17 protein-coding genes and 1 pseudogene are annotated in these 24,244 nt (G+C 60.8%); 9 read left to right on the top strand and 9 right to left on the bottom strand.

What is annotated here, in order from left to right; all coding sequences use genetic code 11:
* Positions 1 to 136 precede the first annotated feature (136 nt).
* From J2X66_RS30185 to J2X66_RS10995, 3 genes and pseudogenes are all read left to right on the top strand, one after another.
* Positions 137 to 1,228: pseudogene (locus tag J2X66_RS30185) on the top strand (methyl-accepting chemotaxis protein); the annotation flags it as partial.
* A complete protein-coding gene (locus tag J2X66_RS30180; protein WP_405046767.1) occupies positions 1,205 to 2,134 on the top strand; it encodes a methyl-accepting chemotaxis protein in 930 nt (309 codons plus the stop codon). The pseudogene J2X66_RS30185 and the gene J2X66_RS30180, both read left to right, overlap by 24 nt.
* A 228-nt stretch (positions 2,135 to 2,362) precedes the next feature.
* Complete coding sequence (locus J2X66_RS10995; protein WP_027924473.1) at positions 2,363 to 2,752, top strand: hypothetical protein; 390 nt, start codon at positions 2,363 to 2,365, stop codon at positions 2,750 to 2,752.
* Here J2X66_RS10995 and J2X66_RS10990 read toward each other — a convergent pair whose 3' ends face one another.
* Together J2X66_RS10990 and cra are read right to left on the bottom strand one after the other, a co-directional pair.
* Entirely contained in the window at positions 2,753 to 3,529 is a 777-nt protein-coding gene (locus J2X66_RS10990; protein WP_310264009.1) for a TatD family hydrolase, read from the bottom strand.
* 3 nt (positions 3,530 to 3,532) lie between these two features.
* Positions 3,533 to 4,528: a catabolite repressor/activator gene (gene cra / locus J2X66_RS10985; RefSeq protein ID WP_027924475.1), complete on the bottom strand. Its 996-nt coding sequence runs from the start codon at positions 4,526 to 4,528 to the stop codon at positions 3,533 to 3,535.
* Between the two features lie 281 nt (positions 4,529 to 4,809).
* Between cra and ptsP the strand changes: the two genes are divergently transcribed.
* The 4 genes from ptsP to J2X66_RS10965 all read left to right on the top strand — a co-directional run bounded on the left by ptsP (position 4,810) and on the right by J2X66_RS10965 (position 11,987).
* Entirely contained in the window at positions 4,810 to 7,671 is a 2,862-nt protein-coding gene (ptsP, locus tag J2X66_RS10980) for a phosphoenolpyruvate--protein phosphotransferase (RefSeq protein WP_310264001.1), read from the top strand.
* Positions 7,671 to 8,612, top strand: a complete 942-nt coding sequence (gene pfkB / locus J2X66_RS10975) for a 1-phosphofructokinase (protein ID WP_310263998.1) — start codon at positions 7,671 to 7,673, stop codon at positions 8,610 to 8,612. Before ptsP ends, pfkB begins: the two co-directional genes overlap by 1 nt.
* Positions 8,613 to 8,623: 11 nt before the next feature.
* Positions 8,624 to 10,363, top strand: coding sequence for a PTS fructose-like transporter subunit IIB (locus tag J2X66_RS10970; RefSeq protein ID WP_310263996.1), 1,740 nt, complete (start codon positions 8,624 to 8,626; stop codon positions 10,361 to 10,363).
* An 82-nt stretch (positions 10,364 to 10,445) separates the two neighbouring features.
* Complete coding sequence (locus J2X66_RS10965) at positions 10,446 to 11,987, top strand: alkaline phosphatase D family protein (protein WP_310263993.1); 1,542 nt, start codon at positions 10,446 to 10,448, stop codon at positions 11,985 to 11,987.
* 123 nt (positions 11,988 to 12,110) lie between these two features.
* On the opposite strand, the gene J2X66_RS10960 is transcribed toward J2X66_RS10965, so the two are convergent.
* Positions 12,111 to 14,639, bottom strand: coding sequence for a sulfite reductase flavoprotein subunit alpha (locus J2X66_RS10960; RefSeq protein ID WP_310263989.1), 2,529 nt, complete (start codon positions 14,637 to 14,639; stop codon positions 12,111 to 12,113).
* Positions 14,640 to 14,831: 192 nt separating this feature from the next.
* A complete protein-coding gene (locus J2X66_RS10955) occupies positions 14,832 to 17,150 on the bottom strand; it encodes a TonB-dependent siderophore receptor (protein ID WP_310263987.1) in 2,319 nt (772 codons plus the stop codon).
* A gap of 207 nt (positions 17,151 to 17,357) precedes the next feature.
* Between J2X66_RS10955 and J2X66_RS10950 the strand changes: the two genes are divergently transcribed.
* The gene (locus J2X66_RS10950; protein WP_310263984.1) at positions 17,358 to 18,038 is read left to right on the top strand and encodes a Fe2+-dependent dioxygenase; all 681 of its coding nucleotides are present in this window, start codon (positions 17,358 to 17,360) and stop codon (positions 18,036 to 18,038) included.
* Positions 18,035 to 18,802 carry a tetratricopeptide repeat protein gene (locus tag J2X66_RS10945; RefSeq protein ID WP_310263981.1) on the top strand — a complete coding sequence of 256 codons (768 nt, stop codon included), beginning with the start codon at positions 18,035 to 18,037 and terminating at the stop codon, positions 18,800 to 18,802. Before J2X66_RS10950 ends, J2X66_RS10945 begins: the two co-directional genes overlap by 4 nt.
* 58 nt (positions 18,803 to 18,860) lie before the next feature.
* On the opposite strand, the gene J2X66_RS10940 is transcribed toward J2X66_RS10945, so the two are convergent.
* The 5 genes from J2X66_RS10940 to J2X66_RS10920 all read right to left on the bottom strand — a co-directional run bounded on the left by J2X66_RS10940 (position 18,861) and on the right by J2X66_RS10920 (position 24,205).
* Positions 18,861 to 20,024, bottom strand: a complete 1,164-nt coding sequence (locus J2X66_RS10940) for a type III PLP-dependent enzyme (RefSeq protein ID WP_027924486.1) — start codon at positions 20,022 to 20,024, stop codon at positions 18,861 to 18,863.
* 730 nt (positions 20,025 to 20,754) lie between these two features.
* Positions 20,755 to 21,912 carry a betaine/proline/choline family ABC transporter ATP-binding protein gene (locus tag J2X66_RS10935; protein ID WP_008148962.1) on the bottom strand — a complete coding sequence of 386 codons (1,158 nt, stop codon included), beginning with the start codon at positions 21,910 to 21,912 and terminating at the stop codon, positions 20,755 to 20,757.
* Positions 21,909 to 22,562: an ABC transporter permease gene (locus J2X66_RS10930; protein WP_310263977.1), complete on the bottom strand. Its 654-nt coding sequence runs from the start codon at positions 22,560 to 22,562 to the stop codon at positions 21,909 to 21,911. The genes J2X66_RS10935 and J2X66_RS10930 overlap by 4 nt, the downstream gene beginning before the upstream one ends.
* Positions 22,563 to 22,574: 12 nt before the next feature.
* Positions 22,575 to 23,468: a glycine betaine ABC transporter substrate-binding protein gene (locus tag J2X66_RS10925; RefSeq protein WP_310263974.1), complete on the bottom strand. Its 894-nt coding sequence runs from the start codon at positions 23,466 to 23,468 to the stop codon at positions 22,575 to 22,577.
* Positions 23,469 to 23,488: 20 nt separating this feature from the next.
* Positions 23,489 to 24,205, bottom strand: coding sequence for an ABC transporter permease (locus tag J2X66_RS10920; protein WP_027924488.1), 717 nt, complete (start codon positions 24,203 to 24,205; stop codon positions 23,489 to 23,491).
* Between the last annotated feature and the right edge of the window lie 39 nt (positions 24,206 to 24,244).

Below are 24,244 nucleotides of genomic sequence, written 5' to 3'. Positions count from 1 at the left end.
CCCCCTGCCGATTTAAGATATACAGGGATAGCGCTGAATAGTGGCTATCTGCCGCCGAGTCGCGCCTGCCAAATAAAAATAAGAATGCAATGGGAGACTTCCAGTGAAGAGCTTGCTCTATCCCGCCGTCGCACTGATGAACCGCCTGAGCTTCGGCATGAAGTTCAGCTTGATCAGCGTGCTGTTCCTTGTGCCCATGCTGGTCACCAACTTTTATCTGGTGCGCGACTCCTATCGCGAATTTCAGGGCACGCAAGTCGAGCTGCAAAGCCTCGACCTGCTGGGCAGCGGCATGACGTTGCGGCGTGACCTGGAGACCCTGAACAATCTGGTACAGATCAACGTCACGCTCGGCCAGTCCGGCAAAGCCGGCAACGTCGAGTCGAAGATCGGCACCTTGGAGCAAAGCATTCTGGCGCGCCTGCAAGGGCTGACCGCGATGACCACTGATCCTGAGCAGATCACGGTTTTCGACGGTAAACGCGATGAAATGATCGCCGCGTTCAAGGCCCAGCAAACGGAAACCTCCCTGCAAAGTAAAAGCGGAATGATCGGCAAACTGCTGGGCAACGCGCAGATTTTCAGCCAGATCATCGCCACTCAGGCCGGCCTCAGTCGCGACAGCCAAAGCGACATGCGCCAACTGAGCGAACTGATTACCAACGTCACTCCTCCGGTGACCCAACTGCTCGGCGAAGGCCGGGCGATGGGTTCCTTTTCCCTCGGCCAAGGCTTTCTCAACTCGGCGTCGAGCACTCGATTCGATGAACTGTTGGCGCAGATCGAAAAGCTCCAGGGTGAATACGGCCTGAAGTTGCAGGACGCACTGGGTTCCAGCAAAGCGGCACGGGAAACCCTGGCCGCTCAAGCTGACAGCAGCAAGGCCTCGCTGAAAAAAGCCAGCGAGCTGTTCGAAGAACAAGTGGTGATGGCCGACACCCTCGATGCACCCTGGCAGGGCTTTTACGATCAGGTCACCGGCCTGATGGACCAGACCTATCAACTCAACGAAGCCACCCTGAAGTTCCTCGGTACTCAGTTGCAGCAGCGACTGGAGCAGAACCGCACCCATATGGTTTTGCAGGCTGTGGCGTTGTCGGTGGTGTTTGTGTTGATTTTCTACCTTTACGGCGGCTTTTATGCGTCGACCCGCACCACCCTCAAGCGTCTTGGCGCCATGATGGACACGGTTGCTGCGGGCGACATGACGGTGACCTTCCGCGCAGAAAGTCGCGATGAGCTCGGCGAGTTGGGCGAGGTGTTCAACGGCACGGTGAAGAAAATTCATGACCTGATCGAACGCGTCGGCAAGACCGTCAATGAGGTCGAGCGCCAGGCCGGGCAGGTGCAAAGCGTTTCTACCCAGAGCAACCTGGCGGTGGCCGGGCAACGTTCGCAGATCGAGCAGGTCGCCACGGCCATGAACCAGATGTCGGCCACCTCCCTTGAGGTAGCGCGCAGTGCCGCTGCCGCAGTCAGCAGCGCCCACAGCGTCAACGACGAGACCATCAGCGGTCGCGGTCTGGTGGCGTCCCAACAAGGCAGCATCGCGCAATTGGCCAGTGAGATCGATCAGTCAGTGATCGTGATCAATCAACTGGCCAGCGACAGCCAGTCCATCAGCCGCGTGCTGGAAGTGATCAAGAGCATCGCCGAACAGACCAATCTTCTGGCCCTCAATGCGGCCATTGAAGCCGCTCGGGCCGGTGAGCAGGGCCGCGGGTTTGCGGTGGTGGCCGATGAGGTCCGCACGCTGGCCAAGCGCACCCAGCAATCGACCGAAGAGATCGAGCAGATGATCACCAAGCTTCACAGCGGCGTCGGCGCGGCGGTGAAGGCCATGGGCATCAGCCATCAGGTGGCCGATGGCACGGTCGGGCAGTCGGAAAAGGTCCAGCAGGCGCTGGAAAACATCCTCGGCGCCGTCGGCATGATCGTGGACCAGAACCAGCAGATCGCTGCTGCGGTCGAGCAGCAGACTGCCGTCGCCCACGACATTGATCAGAACATCGTCGAGATCAACCGCGCAGGCGAGCGCACCGCCGAAGGGGCGCACCAGACCGAGGATGCCAGCCGCGCGTTGTCGGCCCAGGTGGTGGAACTCAAGCACCTGATCAGCGCCTTCCGGGTGTAAAGCCCCTTGTAGGAGTGAGCCTGCTCGCGATAACGGTCAAACATTCAGCAAATTAGTTGATTGTCACACTGCTATCGCGAGCAGGCTCACTCCTACAGGTTCTGCGAACAATCTGTAATATTTGTTTCCGTTGCGGATGAGATTTGTCCTCTTTTCCTCCGAGCTCTGATTTTTCGTCTTCAATGAAGGAAGATCATTCACTCTGGCCAGCCCTGAGGAGGCGCGGTAATGTCTGTTGCAACACTGGGAATTCAGGGGCACTGCGCTCACTGCGGGAGCACCCTGCGGCTGGAAGCCTGGCAACTCAACGCGATTGCGATCAACGAATCATTCGCCTGCACGCACTGCCACAAAGCCTTGCAATTGAGCGACCCGAAACAGATCAAACGCTTCAAATCGCTCGATTCACTCGGTTTGCTGCGGGCGAGTACCCTGGTGATGGTGTGCACCGCGATCCTGGTGGCGTTGGTCATGGAATGGATCGGCATGCTCAGCGTCGTCGAACAGCTGAATTTTTCGCTGGCCGCCATTTTGTTCTACTTCGTCGTCATACAGTTCGCCCATCACCGGCAACACATCACGCTGATTCTGGAAGCCGCCAAGGCCCACGCCGACTGATTACCAGTTGAACAGTTCGCAGGCATTGGCCGTGCTGGCGCTGGCCAATTGCTCAGGGCTGATCGCCATGATCTGCGCCAGCGCCGAGCAGATCGCCGGCAGGTGCGCCGGGCTGTTGCGTTGGCCGGGAAACATGGCCGGTGCCATGTCCGGTGAATCGGTTTCCAGCACCACGGACCCGAGTGGCAATTCGGCGAGCACACGGTGCATGCGCAGCGCCTGTGGCCAGGTCGCGGCGCCACCCAGACCCAGTTTGAAACCAAGCTTGATGTACTCGCGCGCTTCTTCTTTGCTGCCCGCAAAGGCGTGGATGATCCCGGCACGACTCAATCGAAAGCGTTTCAGCGTGGCAATCACCGCCGCGTGGCTGCGCCGCACATGGATCAGCGCCGGCAGATTGAAGTCCGCCGCCAGTTGCAGTTGCGCGGCGAACAGCGCTTGCTGGCGCTCGCGGTCCAGGGTTTCGATGAAGTAATCCAGACCGATCTCGCCCACGGCGCACAACTGCCGATGACCGGCCAAGCGCGTCAGCCAGTCACCGAGTTCTTGTAGATCTTCAGGTCGATGGTCCTCCAGATGCACCGGGTGCAAACCGAATGCCGCATGCAAGTCGGGATCGCTTTGCACCAGGTCCCAGACTCGCTGCCAATTCGCCTGATACACCCCCAACACCACCATTCGACGCACGCCCAAGGCGCGGCTTTCGGCCAGCAACGCCTGACGATCCGCGTCGAAATCCGGAAAATCCAGATGAGTGTGGGTGTCGATCAGCTCCACGGTTCAGTCCCGGTGAATACGCTGCTTGAAGGTCCGCGCGATGGCCTGCACGCCGGGTTGGTAATCGGACTGCTCGATGGCGGCCAGCGCCAGCGCCAGGGCTTTATCGGCGATCAACTGATGCTGCTGGGCCATGGCGTTGACCGGCAGCGGCAGGAAGTCCAGCAACTGGGTGTCACCGAATGTCCCCAGGCGCAACGGACGGGTTTTTAGCGGGAAGTCATGCAAGGCATCGAACACCCCCTGAAGCAACACGTAGGAGGTGGTCACCAGGGCGTCTGGCAAATGCCCCAGACGCTGGAGCATTTCTTCCATCAATTGCTTGCCGCACTCGCGGCTGAACGATTCGCCGTGCTCGATCAGCACCTGGCCTTCGAACCCGTGCAGCGCTTCTTTGAAGCCGGCAGCGCGTTCCTGGCTGATGCTCAACTCGGGACGCGCGCCAATCAAGGCGATCTGCTTGGGTAGCGGGTCCAGGAGACTGCGGGTCAATTGCAGGCTGGCCTCGCGGTCGTCACTGATCACCGAGCAAAAATGCTCGGGCTCCATGACCCGGTCGATGGCGATGATCGGCATGCCTTTGGCCTGCAACTGGCGATAGCTGTCGTCATCAGTCGGCAGGCAACTGGCGACGATCAGCGCATCGCAGCGCCGGGCGCGGAACAGTTTGAGCAATTGCCGCTCGCTGTCGGGCGCATCGTCGGAGCTGGCGATCAGCAACTGATAGCCGCGCGCCCGGGCGCCTTGTTCCAGCAGTTTGGCGATTCGCGCATAACTGGGGTTTTCCAGGTCCGGCAGAATAAAACCCAGGGTGCGCGTGTGCCGGCTGCGCAACCCGGCCGCTTGAGGATTGGGTGTAAAGCCATGCTGTTCGACGACCGCGCGCACGCGCTCGACGGTGGCACTGCTGATGCGTTGCTGTTCGGCTTTGCCATTAATGACATAACTGGCGGTGGTTACGGACACACCGGCCAACTGTGCGATATCACTGAGTTTCAACGCGGGTTTCCTTGTTTTTCGGCCGACATTTCCGTCAATCCTACCCGAATCCGGCAGGCGACTATTGTTCACGCACATCCGACAAGTTGGGCTTCAAGGATGAGGCATTATCGAGTAACGTGCCAAGTGTTCTAGATTAAACGTTTCAGCAGGCGTATTTTCAGGGTTATAAGCACTCTTGGCCGGTTCTGCCGTGAAACCGCCAAAAGTGACGGTTAAGCGCTTAAGCTGATTCATTCAAAACAATACCTGGCGCCCTCAGACGCCAAAAAGGAGAAAGCATGCTCGAGCTCACTCTAGAGCAGATATCCATGGGCCAGTCGGCTGTGGATAAATCCGCTGCGTTGCAGCTACTGGCCGAGCATCTGGTTGCCGATGGCCTGGTCGCCGACGGGTACCTGGCCGGTTTGCAGGCGCGTGAGGCTCAGGGCTCGACTTTTCTCGGTCAAGGTATTGCCATCCCTCACGGTACACCGCAAACCCGCGACCTGGTGTTTTCCACTGGCGTGCGGCTGATGCAGTTTCCCGAAGGCGTGGATTGGGGCGACGGCCAGATCGTGTACCTGGCGATCGGCATCGCGGCCAAGTCCGACGAACATTTACGCTTGCTGCAACTGTTGACCCGCGCCCTCGGCGAAACCGACCTGGGCCAGGCCCTGCGTCGCGCAAGCTCCGCCGAGGCCTTGTTGAAACTGCTGCAAGGCGCGCCGCAGGAATTGGCGCTGGATGCGCAGATGATCGGCTTGGGTGTGTCGGCCGATGACTTCGAAGAACTGGTCTGGCGCGGTGCGCGTTTGCTGCGTCAGGCAGATTGCGTGAGCAACGGTTTCTCCGCCGTGTTGCAACAGGTCGAAGCGTTGCCGCTGGGCGATGGCTTGTGGTGGTTACACAGCGAACAAACGGTCAAGCGCCCGGGTCTGGCCTTCGTCACCCCGGACAAACCGATTCGCTACCTTGGCCAGCCGCTCAGCGGTCTGTTCTGCCTGGCCAGCCTCGGTGAAGCCCATCAGGCCTTGCTCGAACGTCTGTGTGCGTTGCTGATTGAAGGCCGTGGCCACGAACTGGGCCGCGCCACCAGCAGCCGCAAAGTGCTCGAAGTCCTTGGCGGTGAATTGCCGGCGGACTGGCCGAGCGCGCGCATCGCACTGGCCAACGCCCACGGCTTGCACGCGCGCCCGGCGAAGATCCTCGCCCAGTTAGCGAAAAGTTTTGAAGGCGAAATTCGCGTGCGCATCGTCGACGGCCAGGACAGCGCGGTGTCGGTGAAAAGCTTGAGCAAACTGCTCAGCCTCGGCGCCCGTCGGGGGCAGGTGCTGGAGTTCATCGCCGAACCGAGCATCGCCGCCGATGCCTTGCCGGCCTTGTTGGCCGCCATCGAAGAAGGCCTCGGCGAAGAAATCGAGCCGTTGCCAGCCGTGAGCCAGCAGCGCGAAGAAATCGCCGAGATAGCCGAAGTGCTGCTTGCCCCGGCGTCCGGCAGCCTGATTCAAGCCATCGCCGCGGCCCCGGGCATTGCCATCGGCCCGGCGCATGTTCAAGTGTTGCAAACCATCGAATACCCGCTGCGCGGTGAGTCAGCCGCCGTCGAGCGCGAGCGTCTCAAACAGGCGCTGGCGCAGGTACGTCGCGACATCGAAGGCCTGATCGAGCGCAGCACCTCCAAGGCGATTCGCGAGATTTTCATCACCCATCAGGAAATGCTCGACGACCCGGAACTGACCGATGAAGTCGACACTCGCCTCAAGCAAGGCGAAAGCGCCGAAGCGGCGTGGATGGCGGTGATCGAAGCGGCGGCCAGGCAGCAGGAGTCGTTGCAGGATACGTTGCTCGCCGAGCGTGCGGCGGACTTGCGCGACATCGGCCGGCGCGTGTTGGCGCAACTGAGCGGCGTCGAAACCCCGAGTGAGCCGGACCAGCCCTACATTCTGGTGATGGACGAAGTCGGTCCGTCAGACGTCGCGCGTCTCGATCCGGCCCGCGTCGCCGGCATTCTCACGGCTCGCGGCGGCGCCACGGCGCACAGCGCGATTGTCGCCCGGGCGCTGGGAATTCCGGCGCTGGTCGGTGCTGGCGCGGCGGTGTTGCTGTTGGCGCCGGGCACGCGGTTGCTGATTGACGGCCAACGCGGGCGCCTGCATGTGGACGCCGATGCGCTGACCTTGCAACGCGCCACCGAAGAACGCGACACCCGCGAACAGCGCTTGAAAGTGGCCGCTGAACAACGTCATCAACCGGCGCTGACCACCGATGGCCACGCGGTCGAAGTGTTCGCCAACATTGGCGAGAGCGCCGGTGTAGTCAGTGCGGTAGAGCAGGGTGCCGAAGGCATTGGCTTGATGCGCACCGAGCTGATTTTCATGGCCCATACGCAAGCGCCCGATGAGGCCACTCAGGAAGTCGAATACCGTCGCGTCCTCGACGGCCTGGCCGGTCGGCCGCTGGTGGTGCGCACCCTCGACGTCGGTGGCGACAAACCGCTGCCGTATTGGCCGATCGCCAAAGAAGAAAACCCGTTCCTCGGCGTACGCGGTATTCGCCTGACCCTGCAGCGCCCGAAAATCATGGAAGCGCAATTGCGCGCCCTGCTGCGGGCCGCCGATAACCGTCCGCTGCGGATCATGTTTCCAATGGTCGGCAGCGTCGATGAATGGCGTCAGGCGCGGGACATGACCGAGCGCTTGCGCCTGGAAATCCCGGTCGCCGACCTGCAACTGGGGATCATGATCGAAGTGCCGTCGGCGGCATTGCTGGCGCCGGTGCTGGCCAAAGAGGTCGACTTCTTCAGCGTCGGCACCAACGACCTGACCCAATACACCCTGGCCATCGACCGTGGTCATCCGACCTTGTCCGCCCAGGCTGACGGCTTGCACCCGGCGGTGCTGCAACTGATCGACATCACCGTGCGCGCGGCGCATGCCCATGGCAAATGGGTCGGTGTGTGCGGCGAGTTGGCGGCGGACCCACTGGCGGTGCCGGTACTGGTCGGGCTTGGTGTGGACGAACTCAGCGTGTCTGGGCGTAGCATTGCCGAGGTCAAGGCGCGCATTCGCGAACTCAGCCTCGCCCAGACGCAAATTCTCGCTCGACAGGCCCTGGCCGTGGGCTGCGCCAATGAAGTGCGCGCATTAGTGGAGGCTCTGTAATGGCCCGGATTTTAACCCTGACCCTCAACCCGGCGCTGGACCTGACCGTCCAGTTGCCGCGTCTTGAACCCGGCCAGGTCAACCGCAGCGACGCGATGCACACACACGCTGCCGGTAAAGGCATAAACGTGGCGCAAGTGCTCGCGGACCTTGGTCATCAGCTCACCGTCAGCGGTTTCCTCGGGGAAGACAATCTGCAGGCGTTCGAAACCCTGTTTGCCAGACGTGGTTTTGTCGACGCGTTTATCCGCGTTCCCGGCGAGATTCGCAGCAACATCAAACTGGCGGAAAGCGACGGGCGCATCACCGATGTCAACGGTCCGGGGCCGCGCGTGAGTGAAGCGGCGCAGCAGGCGTTGCTTGATCGTCTTGAGCAGATCGCACCCGGCCATGATGCTGTGGTCGTCGCCGGAAGCTTGCCGCTGGGCGTCAGTGCGCACTGGTTGCAGGCGTTGATCATGCGCTTGAAAAAACTCGGGTTAAACGTCGCCCTCGACACCAGCGGCGAGGCGTTGCGGGCGGCGCTCAAGGCCGGCCCGTGGCTGATCAAACCCAACACCGAAGAGCTGGCCGATGCGCTGGGATGCGAGGTTGTCTCGGTCGCGGCACAGGCCCAGGCCGCGAGCCGCTTGCATGCTCAAGGCATCGAGCACGTGGTGATCTCGCACGGGGCTGATGGCGTGAACTGGTTCAGTGTCGGTTCGGCGCTGCATGCCACGCCGCCCAAGGTCAGCGTCGCCAGCACGGTGGGCGCGGGCGATTCGTTATTGGCTGGCATGCTCCATGGTTTGCTCAGCGCCGACACGCCTGCACAGACCCTGCGCACCGCCACGGCGATTGCCGCGATGGCGGTCACCCAGATCGGTTTCGGCATCGGCGATGCCGCGCAATTGGCGCAGCTCGAACAGGGCGTGCGCGTGCGCCCCCTGACAGAACAATAAGAGGGTTTGTGATGAAGTTAGCCATTGTTACGGCCTGTCCGAACGGCATGGTCACCAGTGTGCTGTGCGCCCGTTTGCTCGATGCGGCGGCTCAGCGACAGGGCTGGATGACGTGCGTTGAAGTGGTGGATGCGACGCATCCGGAGCGTCAGCTGTCGGCGGCCACGATCGAGGGTGCGGAGTGGGTGTTGCTGGTGACCAGCGTGCCGGTGGACATGACGCGATTCGTCGGCAAACGCGTGTTCCAGAGCACCCCGGCGCAAGCCCTACAAGATGTTGAAGCGGTGCTGCGGCGCGGTGCTCAAGAAGCTCAGGTGTACGTTGCCCCTGACGCGGTCGCCGAGTCCGCCGTCCTCACTAAGAACGCGCCTCGACTGGTCGCGATCACCGCGTGCCCGACCGGCGTCGCGCACACGTTCATGGCCGCCGAAGCCCTGCAACAAGCCGCCAAGCGTCTGGGTTACGACCTGCAAGTGGAAACCCAGGGCTCGGTCGGTGCGCGCAATCCGTTGAGCGCGGCGGCGATTGCCGATGCCGACGTGGTGCTGCTGGCCTGTGATATCGAAGTCGCCACTGAGCGTTTCGCCGGCAAGAAAATTTACCGCTGCGGCACCGGCATTGCGCTGAAACAGGCCGAGGCGACGCTGAACAATGCACTGGCCGAAGGTCGGCAGGAAAGCGCTGCCAGCGGCGCCAACGGCCCGGTCAAACAAGAGAAAACCGGCGTCTATAAACACCTGTTGACCGGTGTGTCGTTCATGCTGCCGATGGTGGTGGCGGGCGGCTTGATGATCGCGTTGTCCTTTGTGTTCGGCATCACCGCCTTCAAGGAGCAGGGCACGTTGGCGGCAGCGCTGATGCAGATCGGCGGCGAAACCGCGTTCAAGTTGATGGTGCCGCTGCTGGCGGGTTACATCGCCTACTCGATTGCCGACCGGCCGGGCCTGGCGCCCGGGATGATTGGCGGTCTACTGGCGAGTACCCTCGGGGCCGGTTTTATCGGCGGGATCATTGCCGGTTTCATCGCCGGTTATGCGGCGCAGGCGATCAACCGCTACGCGCGTTTGCCGCAGAGTCTCGAGGCGCTGAAACCGATCCTGATCATCCCGTTGCTGGCGAGTCTGTTCACCGGCCTGGTGATGATTTACGTGGTCGGCAAACCGGTGGCCGGGATGCTCGAAGGGCTGACCCACTTCCTCGATAGCATGGGCACCACCAACGCGATTCTGCTCGGTGTGTTGCTGGGCGGCATGATGTGCGTGGACCTTGGCGGGCCGATCAACAAGGCGGCTTACGCGTTCTCGGTGGGCCTGTTGGCGTCACAGAGCTATGCACCGATGGCCGCGACCATGGCCGCCGGCATGGTGCCGCCGATTGGCCTCGGCATCGCCACGATCATCGCACGGCGCAAGTTTGCCCAGACCGAGCGCGAGGCCGGTAAAGCGGCGTTGGTGCTGGGGTTGTGCTTCATCTCTGAAGGCGCGATTCCGTTTGCGGCGAAAGACCCTCTGCGGGTCATCCCGGCGAGCATTGCCGGTGGTGCACTGACCGGGGCGTTGTCGATGTATTTCGGCTGCAAGCTGATGGCGCCGCACGGTGGTTTGTTTGTGCTGGCGATCCCGAATGCGATCAATCATGCGCTGTTGTACTTGCTGGCGATTGTCGCCGGGAGCCTGCTGACGGCGGTGGCGTATGCGCTGCTCAAACGGCCTGAAACGGTGGAGCAGGCACTGGAGCCCGCCAACGCCTGACCACCACCCTCCTACAAGGTAGTTATGTGTCACACCGGTTTCATGGGCATGTGCTTTAGTTTTCCTTTTCAGGGAGAACACCATGAGCGAATTCGACCTCGGTCGCCGTCGGGTCATGCAAGCGGTGGGCGCCGGGCTGTTATTGCCGGCGCTGGCGCCGGCCGTGATCGCCTCGGTCAAGGATCGTCCGCAACTCACTGACGGCGTGCAGTCCGGCGACCTGCTGGGCGATCGGGCGATGGTCTGGAGCCGCAGCGACCGCCCCGCGCGGATGGTTGTGGAATGGGACACCCGCAGCCTGTTCAGCAACCCGCGCCGATTTGTCTCGCCACTGGCGGATGCGCGCACCGATTTCACTGCGCGGGTCGAACTCACCGGCCTGCCTGCCGATCAGGCGATTTTCTATCGCGTGACCTTCGAAGATGCCCAAAGCGGTGTCGCCAGCGAACCCTGGTTTGGCCATTTGCGCAGCGTGCCGCAAACCCGTCGCGACCTCCGTTTTGTCTGGAGTGGCGACACCGTCGGCCAGGGCTTCGGCATCAACCCGGACATCGGCGGCATGCGCATCTACGAAGCCATGCGATTGCGCCTGCCGGACTTCTTTATCCACAGCGGCGACACCATCTACGCTGACGGCCCGGTGCCCGCGCAACTGGCTACTGAAAGTGGTCGGGTGTGGCGCAACATCACTACCGAAGCCAAGAGCAAGGTGGCGCAAAACCTCGACGATTTTCGTGGTAACTATCGCTACAACTTGATGGACGAAAATATCCGTCGCTTCAACGCCGAGGTTCCGCAGATCTGGCAATGGGACGACCATGAAGTGGTGAACAACTGGTCGCCTGGCAAGCAACTCGATGCGCGCTATCAGGAGAAAGATATCCACAACCTGGTTGGCCGCGCGCGACAAGCCTGGCTCGAATACGCTCCGATGCGTTTGCAGAGCGCCGATAACGGTGGGCGGATTTATCGCAAGCTCAGCTATGGGCCCATGCTCGATGTGTTTGTACTCGACATGCGCAGTTACCGCGGCGCCAACGACGACAACCTCGGCGCGGCAAAACCCTTTCTCGGGCGCGAGCAACTGGACTGGCTCAAGCAGGTATTGAAAGGCTCGCAAGCCCAATGGAAAGTCATCGCCGCCGACATGCCCATTGGTTTGGACGTGCCCGACGGTGAAGTCAGCCCGGGTGTGGCGCGCTGGGAAGCGGTCGCCAATGGCGACCCGGGACCGGCCCAGGGGCGTGAACTGGAAATCGCTGAATTGCTGGGTTTCCTGCGGGCGCAACAGGTGCGCAACTTCGTGTTTTTGACGGCGGATGTGCATTACTGCGCGGCGCATCACTACCACCCGGATCGTGCCGCGTTTCAGGACTTTGAACCGTTCTGGGAGTTTGTCGCCGGGCCGCTGAACGCCGGGAGTTTTGGGCCGAATCCTCTGGATAAGACGTTCGGGCCGCAGGTGGTATTCCAGAAGGCGCCGCCGGCGCAGAACACTTCACCGTTTGCCGGGTTTCAGTTTTTTGGCGAGGTGAATATTGATGGGCAGACGGGGGAGATGAGCGTGGTGTTGCGGGATCTGGATGGGGTCAGTGTGTTTGAGCAGAAAGTGCAGCCGGTCTGATGGTTGTACGCCAGCCCCCTGTAGGAGCGAGCCTGCTCGCGATGGCGACCTCACAGTCAACGATGCTGTTGAATGTGATGGCCTCATCGCGAGCAGGCTCACTCCTACAGGAAGTGCGGGGATTCAGTAGACGTCGCGGCGGTAGCGGCCTTGTTCGATCAGGCGATCGACCTCCGCGCTCCCGAGCACTTCATTGAGCACGTGATCCACACCCGACGCCATCCCCTGCAAGCTGCCGCAGATGTAGATGACGGCGCCATCAGCCAGCCATTGCTTCAACTCATCCGCCGACTCACGCAGGCGATCCTGAACATAAATCTTCTCGGCCTGATCTCGCGAGAACGCCAGATCCAGTCGCTCCAGATCGCCTGAAATCAACCACTCCTCCAGCTCATCGCGGCACAGGTAATCGTGTTCCCGATTGCGCTCGCCAAACAGCAGCCAGTGCCGTTGTTGTCCGTCGGCAATGCGCGCCTTGAGCAAACTGCGCAACCCGGCCAGACCGGTGCCGTTGCCCAGCAGGATCATCGGCACCGGCTCGACTGGCAGATGGAACCCGCTGTTGCGCCGCACTCGCAGGCGGATGGTGCCCCCCACGGGAGCGTGTTCGGTCAGCCAGCCGGAGCCGATGCCCAGGCTGCCATCGGTGTGCATTTCCTGGCGCACGATCAGTTCCAGAATGCCGTCAGCCGCAATCGAAGCAATGGAGTATTCGCGCATGGCCAATGGCACCAGCGCATCGAGCAGGGCCTGAGCGTGCAGGCCGACCAGATGGGCTCGGTTCTCCGGCAGCTGACGCGTGGCGAGGGCTTGCTCCAACGGTTGTGACAAGCCATCCAATGCAACCGCAGCGCGCCCGTCTAAGCCCAGGCCATCAAGGAAGTGCTCAATGGCCCACGGGCAGTTACGAGGCAGTACTTCCACCAGATCACCCGCCAGCCAACTGCTGGTGGACGGGGCGGCGAGGCCCAGCAAGTACACCGGCGAGCCAATGCTGTCCGGGTTCATCAATTCGCGGCGGGTCAGCGTCCAGTGGTCGTAGCTCGGTGCCTGCCAGGTGTCGACCGGTGCTTGCCCGGTCAACAGGCCCAGTTGTTGTTGCCAGTGGCGTAAGGCGTACGGATCACCGCTGTCGACTTCCACCGGGGCGAACAAGGTTTTTCCGCCGTGCTCGCCCAGCCAGGTGTGCAAGCGTCGGGCGAAGCCGCAGAAGTGTTGGTACTGGCGATCACCCAGGCCGAGCACGGCGTAGTTCAAGCGCTCAAGGCTCGACGCCCGACCCAGCACCTTGCGTTCGAACCCTCGCGCACTGTCCGGTGCTTCACCGTCGCCGAAGGTACTGACCACGAACAGCGCGTTAGTGGAATTCAGCAGATCCTGTTCACTGACACTCGCCAGCGGCTGCACGTTCACCGGCACGCCGGCGGCCTGCAATTGGCCGGCGGTCCGCCACGCCAATTGTTCTGCAAATCCACTTTGGCTGGCGAAACCGATCAGCCATGCCGGTGCATCGCTGCCCGGTTGTTCGAGACCTATGCGCGCGTCCTTGATCTGCTTTTTCTTGCGGCGACGATCGAGGTACAGCATCCAGCCAGTGACGAAAAACAACGGCATGGTCAGTGCGGTAATCGTCAGAATGATTCGCCCGACAATGCCGAAGTAGCTGCCGACATGCAGTGCATAAATGCTGGTCAGCCATTGCGCCTTGAGGCTCTTGTCGCTGTAGCGGTCGTGCTGCTTGACGATGCCGGTCGCCGGATCGAGGGTGATCTGGTTCAGGGCGCGGTCGTGGGGGGAGGTTTTCAGCAGGTAGAACACCGTCGCCGGCTGGCCGGCCACAGGCGGCATACGGATGTTGTAGGCGCTGAGTGCCGGGCCTGCGGCGCTGTAGATGCTGCTCCAGATGGCCGCGTAGTCGGCGGTGGGCGCCGGACCGCTTGGCGCCGGACCACGACCACCGCGCACGCGCTCGTTTTGCGGGGCGTCGGAGAGCAATCGGGTCAGGCCTTTGCTGTACCACTCATACGACCAGGACAACCCGGTCAGTGCCGCCAAGAGGTAAAACACCAGGCACCAGGTGCCGGCGACCGAGTGCAAATCCCAGTTGAAGCTGCGGCCTTTTTTCTTCCAGTCCAGGGTCAGCCAGGCCCGCCATTTGTTCCACTGGCGCGGCCAGCGCAGGTACAGGCCGGAAAGGCAGAAGAACACCAGGATCAGCGTGCACGCGCCAGTGATGTTGCGACCGGTGTCGCCGATGGCCAGGAAGCGGTGCAATTGCAGCACGAAGCCGAAGAAATCCTGGCCGGTGGCATCGCCCATGAGTTCGGCGGTATACGGGTCGACGTAGCGCATCTCGCCACGGCGCTGGCCCGGTGGCGGGGTGAAAAACACCTTGGCTGCATGGCCGCTGTCGGTCTCGACGGAAAGCATCGAGACTTTTTTGCCGGACGCGGCTTCGATGCGCTCGACCAGTTCGACGGGCGGCAGGACGCCGGCGACCTGCTTCTCGACCTGCAACACGGAGGGGTTGAGCACGTTCAGGATTTCATCCTGAAACGACACCGTTGCCCCGGTGATGCCCATCAGGGCCAGGACCAGCCCGGCGCTGATGCCGAAAAACCAGTGCAACTGGAACAGGGTTTTCTTCAACACGTCACTCGCCTTGTTCGTTTAAAAATTGTCATCACGGCGCGCATTATGCCGTGGGTTGTCGAGAAACATTCTTTTTTACGCACAAAAGCCCCGTTCATGGAGATGAACGGGGCCCGACCCTGATTTCAGCCTTCACCCACATTCCTGTAGGCGCGAGCAGGCTCACTCCTACAGGTGTTGTAGTGACTGCAATCAGAAGTGGAAGTTGGTGCTCAGCAATGCCGTACGGCCCGCCGCCTGGTTGGCGAAGTGGGTCGAGAAGGCCTTGTCGTAGTACGTTTCGTCGGTCAGGTTCTGTACGTTCAGTTGCAGATCGACGTTTTTGCTCAGCTTGTAGGCCGCCATCGCGTCGTAACGAACGTAGGAATCAACCATGGTGGTGTTGGCCACGCTGCCGAAGACATCGTCGACATAGAACGCACCGCCACCGATGGTCAGCTTCGGCGTGACCTGATAGGTCGTCCACAGGCTGGCGCTGTTTTTCGGTGTGTTAGGCAGTTCGTTGCCATCGTTGGCGGCGCCCAGCGGGCCGCCGTCGACTTGCTCGCTGTCCATGTAGGCGTAACCGGCGAACACTTGCCATTGGTCGGTGAGCTTGCCGGTGGCCGACAGTTCGACACCTTGCACGCGGGTTTTGCCGGCGTTTTCATAGCTCGTGGTGTCGACCTGAACGCGGGCGTTGTCTTTCTCGGTGCGGAAGATGTCGGCGGTCAGGGACAGGCGATCATTCATCAAGTCCCACTTGGTACCGATTTCGTAGTTCTTGGTGGTTTCCGGTTCCAGGTCGCTTTTCAGCAGGTTGCCGTTGCGATCCGGCGTGCCGCCCAGCGGGTTGCCTTCCGAACCTTCGCCCAGGGTGTTGCCCGGTGGCGTGGCCGACGTCGCGAAGGACGCATAGATGCTGCCGTTTTCCGCCGGTTTGTACACCACACCGAACTGACCGGTGACGAACTCGCTGGTGTCATCGCCCTTGGACGTGGTCACGCTGGAACTGTTGAAGGTTTTGTAGTCGGTGTCGAAATGGTCGTAGCGCAGACCCATGTTCACCAGCCACTGCGGGGACAATTCCAGGGTGTCGAACACATACAGCGCATAGGTGTTGGCCTTGGTGTCGGTGCCGGCGTAGTTACGCGAGATCGCACCGTTCCAAGGATCTTTCGGGTTCGGGTTGGACAGCGAGGTGCAGTTGTAACCACTTGGCGCGCCGATCAATGCCGGGGAGCAGTTGGTGGTGGCGGCGGCTGTTCGCGGGGTGGTGTCGGTGTTGACGTTGTACGAGGACTTCTGGTTTTCCTCGTGGGTGAACTCGATACCGGTGGCGAAGCTGTTCTTGAACCCGGCGATGTACAGGTCACCAAACAGATCGGTCTGGTTGGTCGTGGTCTCGGTGTTGCTGACACGGGTGTTGGCCCGACGCCAGACGCTGCCATTGTTGACGTTGCCCTTGCTGTCGTCCGGCTGGGTGAGGATGTAATCCTGCATGCTGGTGCCGTGACGCAGGGTGTTCTTGACGGTCAGCGCGTCGTTCAGGTCGTGTTCGATGGCGAAGGTCGCGGTGTCGGTGCGGCCCTTGCGGAAGTCACGGTCGTTCAGGCCGTAGAAGTTTGAGCTGTCGCCGCCATCGTTCGGTTTGTCCGGATTGGACTTGGTGCGCGCAGCCGAACCGGCCACCGGGATGGTGTACGGAATGCCCGAGTCCGGGGTGTCGTTACTTTCCAGATGGTAATAGTCGAGGTTAACGCGGGTGTCGGTGCCCAGGCCGAAGGCCAGCGACGGCGCGATGCCCCAGCGGTCGTAGTCGACGCTGTCACGGCCGGCGACGTTGCTTTCGTGGCTCATCAGGTTCAGACGGCCGGCGGCGGTGTCGGTGAACTGGTAGTTGCTGTCCAGGGTGAAACGCTGGGTCTGGTCCGAACCCCAGGTAAAACCAGCGTCATTCGAGTCGCCCAAGTGGGCTTTTTTGCTCACCAGGTTGATGCTGCCGCCGGCAGCGCCACGGCCGCCAATGGCCGAGTTCGGGCCTTTGCTGACTTCAATCGATTCGACGGCGAAGATCTCGCGGCTCTGCGAACCGGTGTCGCGCACGCCGTCCAGGTAAGTGTCGCCCTGGGCGTCGAAGCCACGAATGAACGGACGGTCGCCCTGCGGGTTGCCGCCTTCACCGGCACCAAAGGTGATGCCCGGAACGGTGCGCAGTGCGTCTTGCATGTTCATCGCGCCGGTGTCCTTCAGGACTTGTTGCGGGATGACGGTGATCGAGCGCGGGGTGTCTACCAGCGGCGCGGTGTACTTGGGCGAGGAGGCTTTTTCGACGTTGTAGGAAGTCTCGTCCTGGGCCTCGCCAGTGATGGCGGTCGCGCCCAGCGAAATCACATTACCCGGTGCTTTTTCGTCGGCTTTTTCCGCCGCGAAAACCATATGGCCCGCGGAGCCGGCAGTAATCGCCATGCCAATGGCCGATGCGAGCAAACGTGGTGAACTGACCGGTACGTGTGGTTGTTGACGTGACATTTGAATTCCCCTCCCCAAGGATTTGAGGACGCGGAATATAGGGTAGACGCGTATTTGTATCAATTGCGAAACGTTATTATTCGCGAAGAATTTACATTCTTTACAATTTAACCTTACGGTTTTTGCTGTTTCGTCCGTCGTTAAGGTTTTACATGGGCAATAAGAATCAATACCATTAGCACCCCTTTGGTCCCAGGTGCCTTTGCCATGCTGCTGCACATTCCCGGCTTGTTCGCGAAAGAAGAAGTGCAGCGCATTCGCGAGGCTCTGGCCCAGGCCGATTGGGCGGACGGCAAGATCACCGCCGGCTATCAGTCGGCCAAGGCCAAGCACAATTTGCAGCTGCCTGAAGGCCATCCGCTGGCCAAGGAAGTCGGCGCGGCGATGTTGGAGCGGCTGTGGAAAAACCCGCTGTTTATGTCAGCGGCGTTACCGCACAAGGTTTTTCCTCCGTTACTGAACTGTTACACGGCCGGCGGCAGTTTCGATTTCCATATCGATAACGCGGTGCGCCAGCCCAAAAACAGCATCGAGCGCGTGCGCACTGATCTGTCGGCAACGCTGTTTTTCAGCGAGCCTGAGGACTACGACGGCGGTGAGCTGGAAATCCAGGACACCTTCGGCACACAACGGGTGAAGCTGCCCGCCGGCGACATGGTTTTGTATCCCGGTACCAGCCTGCACAAAGTCAACGCGGTCACCCGCGGTACGCGTTACGCGTCTTTTTTCTGGACGCAAAGCCTGGTGCGCGAAGACAGTCAGCGCGCCTTGCTGTTCGAGATGGACGGCGCGATCCAGCAGTTGACCCAGGACATGCCCGATCACCCCTCGCTGATCCGCCTCACCGGCACGTATCACAACCTGTTGCGTCGTTGGGTCGAGGTATGACTTATCAACTGCGCAGGGAGGAAGTTCTCGACGGTGATTCGCTCAAGGCCATGCTGGCGGAAAGTCCGGCGCGCGCGGCCCAGGCAATTTTGATCGCGGCTCGCGAAGGCGTACTCGATGCTCAGGCGCTGCTTGGGCAAATCCTGCTGGACGGCAACGGCATCGCGCAGGATCAGCCGTTGGCATTGCGTTGGTTCGAAATCGCCGCCCGTGGCGGGCACCTGATGGCGCGCAACATGCTTGGCCGTTGTCACGAACACGGCTGGGGCGGCGCGGCGGATGCCTCGGTTGCCGCGCGGCATTACCGAATCGCTGCCGAAGCCGGGCTGGATTGGGCGATGTATAACTACGCCAATCTGCTGGCGACCGGGCGGGGTGTGATTGAAGACCCGCAACGAGCGCTGAATCTGTATCGCCGTGCCGCCGAACTGGGGCATGCGAAATCGATGAACCTGCTTGGGCGTTATCTGGAAGAAGGGCGGATTTGTCCGAGGGATCTAACGGCAGCTCGTGACTGGTATCGACGTTCGGCGGTCGGCGGAGATTTTCGTGGGCAGTTCAGTTATGCCGCTGTGCTGGCCGAGGCGGGGAACGCCGAAGAGGCGTTGATCTGGTTGCGCAAGGCATTGGCGAGTGGAAATCTGAATTTCCTGAGAGTGGCGAGCAACAGCCTGGCAAGCGCAGAAAATTCACAATTTCGCGCACTGGCGCCTGAATATGCTCAGCGTGTAATCGAACTTGAGCAGCAACTGACACCGCTGTAACGCAGACACAAAAAAGCCCATGACAGGTCATGGGCTTTTTGATTTCTACGCGTAGCGCTTACACGTAAAACGACTTCAGCGGCGGAAAGCCATTGAATTCAACCGCGCTGTAGCTGGTGGTGTACGCACCGGTCGACAGCCAGTACAAGCGATCACCGATGGCCAGGTTCAGCGGCAAACCGTACTTGTAGTTTTCGTACATGATGTCGGCGCTGTCGCAGGTCGGTCCGGCGATGACCACTTCTTCCATCTCGCCTTTCTTCTCGGTCCAGATAGGGAACTTGATGGCTTCGTCCATGGTTTCGATCAGACCGGAGAACTTGCCCACATCCGTGTACACCCAGCGTTCTACCGCCGTGCGGGATTTACGCGCGACCAGTACGACTTCGCTGACCAGGATGCCGGCGTTGGCGATCAACGAACGGCCCGGTTCCAGAATGATTTCCGGCAGGTCGTCACCGAAGTCTTCCTTGAGGAAACGGATGATTTCTTCAGCGTAGGTTTCCAGGCTGTTGGTGCGGGTGATGTAGTTGGCCGGGAAGCCGCCGCCCATGTTGATCAGCTTGAGGTGAATGCCGTCTTCTTCCTTCAGGCGTTCGAAGATCACTTTGACCTTGGCGATCGCTGCGTCCCAGACGCTGATGTCGCGCTGTTGCGAGCCGACGTGGAACGAGATGCCGTACGGCACCAGGCCCAGGTCACGGGCGAGGATCAGCAGGTCCATGGCCATGTCGGTCTGGCAGCCGAATTTGCGCGACAAAGGCCAGTCAGCCGTGGTCGAGCCTTCGGTGAGGATGCGCACGTAGACTTTCGAACCCGGTGCAGCCTTGGCGATGTTGCGCAGGTCGGCTTCGGAGTCGGTGGCATACAGACGCACGCCCTTCTCGTAGAAGTAGCGAATGTCCTTGGATTTCTTGATGGTGTTGCCGTAGCTGATGCGATCCGGGCCAACGCCCTGGTTCATCACTTTGTCGAGCTCGTAGATCGACGCGATGTCGAAGTTCGAACCTTTTTCCTTGAGCAGGTCGATGATTTCGACGGCCGGGTTGGCCTTGACGGCGTAGTAGACCTTGGCGAATTCGAAACCGGCGCGCAGGTCGTCATAGGCCTGGCTGATCATCGCGGTGTCGATCACCACGAACGGGGTTTCTTGTTTGTCGGCGAAGGCCTTCATTTTGTTGAAGGTATCGCGCGCGAAATAGTCTTCGACGTTGATCGACATGCTGGGAACTCCTACTGGCAAACTGAAATTAACAATGGGTGCGAGGGTGTGTCATCAATGAAATCGCGAGTGCGTTGCGCCTGAGCGCGTGCCAGGCAAGGCGCAGGCCGCCGCTAATGGTCATTCCCTTCGCAAGGCCTGCAACGCAGCATGGCGCGCGCTCAGGCACAACCCGAAGGGCCGGGCCTGCTTTTGCGCAGGGCTGCGTTGCTCGTCCCTTATTTGGAACAACCAAACCGCGGGCCTCGCGCCTTGCCCTGCGCAAAAGCAGGCTCCGGCGCACTCGTGATTTCATTGATGACACACCCTCCTGAACGTCCTCCGTATCCCCACTTTGGTTCGCCTACTTCCCAAGGCATGTCGCCGAAAGCAAAAAGGCCACGGGAGGCGGTGCTTCCCTTGGCCTTGCTGTCTCGTCGTCAGTACTTGAGCCGGATGGATCGTTTCCAGCATGGACGTTCGGCGCGAACTTTAGGGCGTGAGGGGCTTGAGATCAACAAAAAATGTCGCGTTTTTGCACGCTTCCGTCGTGCGGTCCTGGATAGCTACTGATGTAACCGACCTGCATGACAGTGTGATGTTCCCTGAGCAGGGATATTTGAGGTGGAATGATCGTCCCCACGCTCTGCGTGGGAATGCCGCCCCGGACGCTCTGCGTCCAGCCGTTGAGACACGGAGCGTCTCTGGATGCATTCCCACGCGGAGCGTGGGAACGATCAGTAGAAAGGGATCAGGCCACCGCAGTCTCAGCCGGCGAAACAATGCTGGTCTTGCCCCCACGGGATTTACCGGAGCTCAAGTATTCGGCAATCGATTCCTGCGTCACTTCTCCCAGGAACACCCGCTCCGCATCCATCACCGGTAGCCAAGAGCGGTTGAACTCGTACATCCGCGACAGCAGGATGCGCAAATGCTCGTCAAACGCCGCCGTGGCGTTGAACTCACGCAGGTATTGCGCGCAAGTGCCGGTCTGACGGTGCAGATCGCGACGACGCACATAACCCAGTGCCTTGTTGTCTGCACAGGTGACCACGACGTAACGACGGTCGAGTTCGTCCATCAACTCCAGGGCTTCAGCCACCGGCGTTTCCGGGCTTACCGACGGCGCGTTGTCCGCCGCGTCCTCGGCTTTCACCAGCAACAGACGCTTGAGCGTGCTGTCCTGACCCACGAAGTTACTGACAAAATCATCCGCCGGGTGCGCCAGCAGCGTGTCCGGGTGATCGATCTGCAGCAGCTTGCCGGCGCGGAAGATCGCAATCTTGTCGCCCAGCTTGATCGCTTCGTCGATGTCGTGGCTGACCATGATCACGGTCTTGTTCAGCGCGCGCTGCATCTCGAAGAACTCGTTCTGGATCATCTCGCGGTTGATCGGGTCGACCGCGCCGAAGGGTTCGTCCATCAGCAACAATGGCGCATCCGCCGCCAAGGCACGAATCACGCCGATCCGCTGCTGCTGACCGCCGGACAACTCGCGCGGATAGCGATTCAGGTATTGCTTGGGTTCCAGCTTGATCATGCTCATCAACTCGCGGGCGCGGTCGTGGCATTTCTGTTTGTCCCAGCCCAGCAGGCGCGGAACGATGGTGATGTTTTCCTCAATGGTCATGTTCGGGAACAGGCCGATTTGCTGGATCACATAACCGATGTTGCGGCGCAGGGTCACGGCGTCGAGGTCGGTGGTGTCTTCACCGTTGATCAGGATCTTGCCCGAGGTCGGCTTGATCAGACGATTGATCATCTTCAGCGTGGTGCTTTTGCCGCAGCCCGATGGTCCGAGGAACACACAGATCTCGCCTTCATTGACGGTCAGGCTTACCGAGTCCACGGCTTTCACATCTTTGCCGTTGCTTTGGAAGGTCTTGCTGAGGTTTTGAAGTTCGATCATTTGAGCAGTCCTTTTGGAGTCAGCGTGCGTTGCAGCCATTGCAGAAGCAGGTCGGCGAAGATGGCCAGGAGACTGACCAGCACGGCGCCGACAATCAGCATCGACATGTCGCTGCGGCTGATGGAAGCGAGAATGAGTACACCGAGGCCACCGGCGCCGATGGTCGCCGCGATGGTCATGACACCGATGTTCATGACCACGGCAGTGCGTACGCCGGCGAGGATCACCGGCACTGCGATGGGCAGCTCGACCATGCGCAGGCGCTGGCCGAAGGTCATGCCGATGCCGCGGGCGGCTTCGCGAATGCCCGGTTCGACGCCGGTCAGCGCCAAGTAGGTGTTACGCATGATCGGCAGCAGCGAGTACAGAAACACGGCCGTGATCGCCGGCATCGGGCCCAGGCCCTGGCCGAATTTGGAGTAAAACGGCAGCAGCAGGCCGAACAGCGCAATCGACGGCACGGTCAGCAGCACCGTGGCGCTGGCTTGCAGCGGGCCGGCGAGCGTCGCAAAGCGCGTCATCAGAATGCCCAGCGGCACGCCGACCAGAATCGCCAGGGTCACGGCGATGCCTACCAGGGTGATGTGCTGCCAGGTCAGGTGCAGCACCAATGGCCAGTCGAGATGGGAAAAGGCGTTGAGAAATTCCATGGCTTTTCCTCCTTATTTGATGGGGTGTTGGCGCAGGAAATCGGCGGCAACGGATGAAGGGCTTTCGTGATCGACATCGACCCGCGCGTTGAGCTGGCGCATGGTTTCGTCGTCGAACAGTTCAGCCAGCGGCTTGAGTTCTTCGGCGAGTTTCGGATGGGCGTCGAGGTACACCTGACGTACCACCGGCGCGGCGGTGTAGTCCGGGAAGTAGTGCTTGTCGTCTTCTAGCAGTTTCAGCTTGAAGGCGTTAAGACGACCGTCGGTGGTGTAGACCAGACCGGCAAATACCTGGCCATTGCGCAGGGCGGTGTAGACCAAACCAGCATCCATCTGCCGGATGTTTTTGCGCGTCAGGTTCATGCCGTAGAGGTCGACCATGCCGTTCAGCCCGTCGGAACGGTTGGCGAACTCGGTGTCCAGCGCGACCAGATGATTGTCCTTTTGCTCAGCTTGCAGCACCGTGTTCAGCTCGCTGATGGTGTTGATCTGCGGGTAAGCCTTGGCGGTGTTTTCTGGCAGGGCCAGGGCGTAGGTGTTGCTGAATTTCGACGGGGTGAGCCAGATGAGGCCTTTTTTCGCGTCGAGTTCTTTCACCTTGGCGTAGGACTGAGCGCTGTCGAGCTTGTCAGTGATGTGGTTGTAAGCCACCAGCGACACGCCGGTGTATTCCCACATCAAATCCAGCTGGCCACTTTCGTGGGCGCTGCGAGCGAGGTTGCTGCCCAGTCCGCCGGTTACTTGAGTGTCGTAACCCTTGGTGCGCAGGTATTGGGAGGTGATTTCCGCGAGCAGGGTTTGTTCGGTGAACACACGGGCGCCGATGCGGATGACCGGCTTTTCAGCGGCTTGGGCAAATCCTGCGAACAGCAGGACGCAGCCTAGAAATAAGCATATTTTTTTCATATTGATTCCTTTGCCGAGGCTTAAGACGGGCGCAAGCCGCGTTCGAGCCAGAGGCGGCTGGCGAGTGTCACCAGGCCGTCGAGCAGCAAGGCCAGCAGGGCGGTGCAGGCCGCGCCGAGCAGCAGTTGCGGCTGATTGTTCAGGGCGATGCCGGGGAAAATCAGGCTGCCCAGGCTGTTGGCGCCGATCAGGAACGCCAGCGGAGCCGTCCCGACGTTGATCGCCAGGGCCACGCGAACGCCACCAACGATGATCGGGACGGCGTTTGGCAGTTCGACCCGCCACAGCACTTGGGTCGGGGTCATGCCGATGCCGACAGCGGCTTCTTTCAGTGAACCCTGAACGTTTTTCAGGCCTTCATAAGTGTTGCGCACAATCGGCAACAGCGAGGCGAGGAACAGGGCGAAGATCGCGGGGCCGCTGCCGATGCCCAGAATCCCCAGGGCGATGGCCAGTACGGCGAGCGGCGGCACGGTGTTGCCGATGTTGAAGAGCTGCATGAAGCGCTCAGCTCGGTCCACCATGGACGGACGGCTGAGGAAGATACCGGCGGGAATGCCCACAACGAGGGCGGCCAGCATGGAAACAAGGACGAGAATCAGATGAGCTTGCAGGTAAAACAACAAATCGTCGCGGTAATGTTCGATCGTGTTGATGCCAATCCAATGGACCAGCAGGGCCAGAAGGGCGACGACAACCGCACCTCCTATCAGCCCTTTGCCATAGCGAATAGCCACAGGCGGACTCCTTTTTTTCTTTGTCGGCGAACGCAGTCC

This window comes from Pseudomonas sp. 3296 (assembly GCF_031456615.1).
Lineage (GTDB): Bacteria > Pseudomonadota > Gammaproteobacteria > Pseudomonadales > Pseudomonadaceae > Aquipseudomonas > Aquipseudomonas mucoides.
Note: the sequence above shows the minus strand (reverse complement) of the source record. Positions and strands in the feature narration are given on the sequence as shown.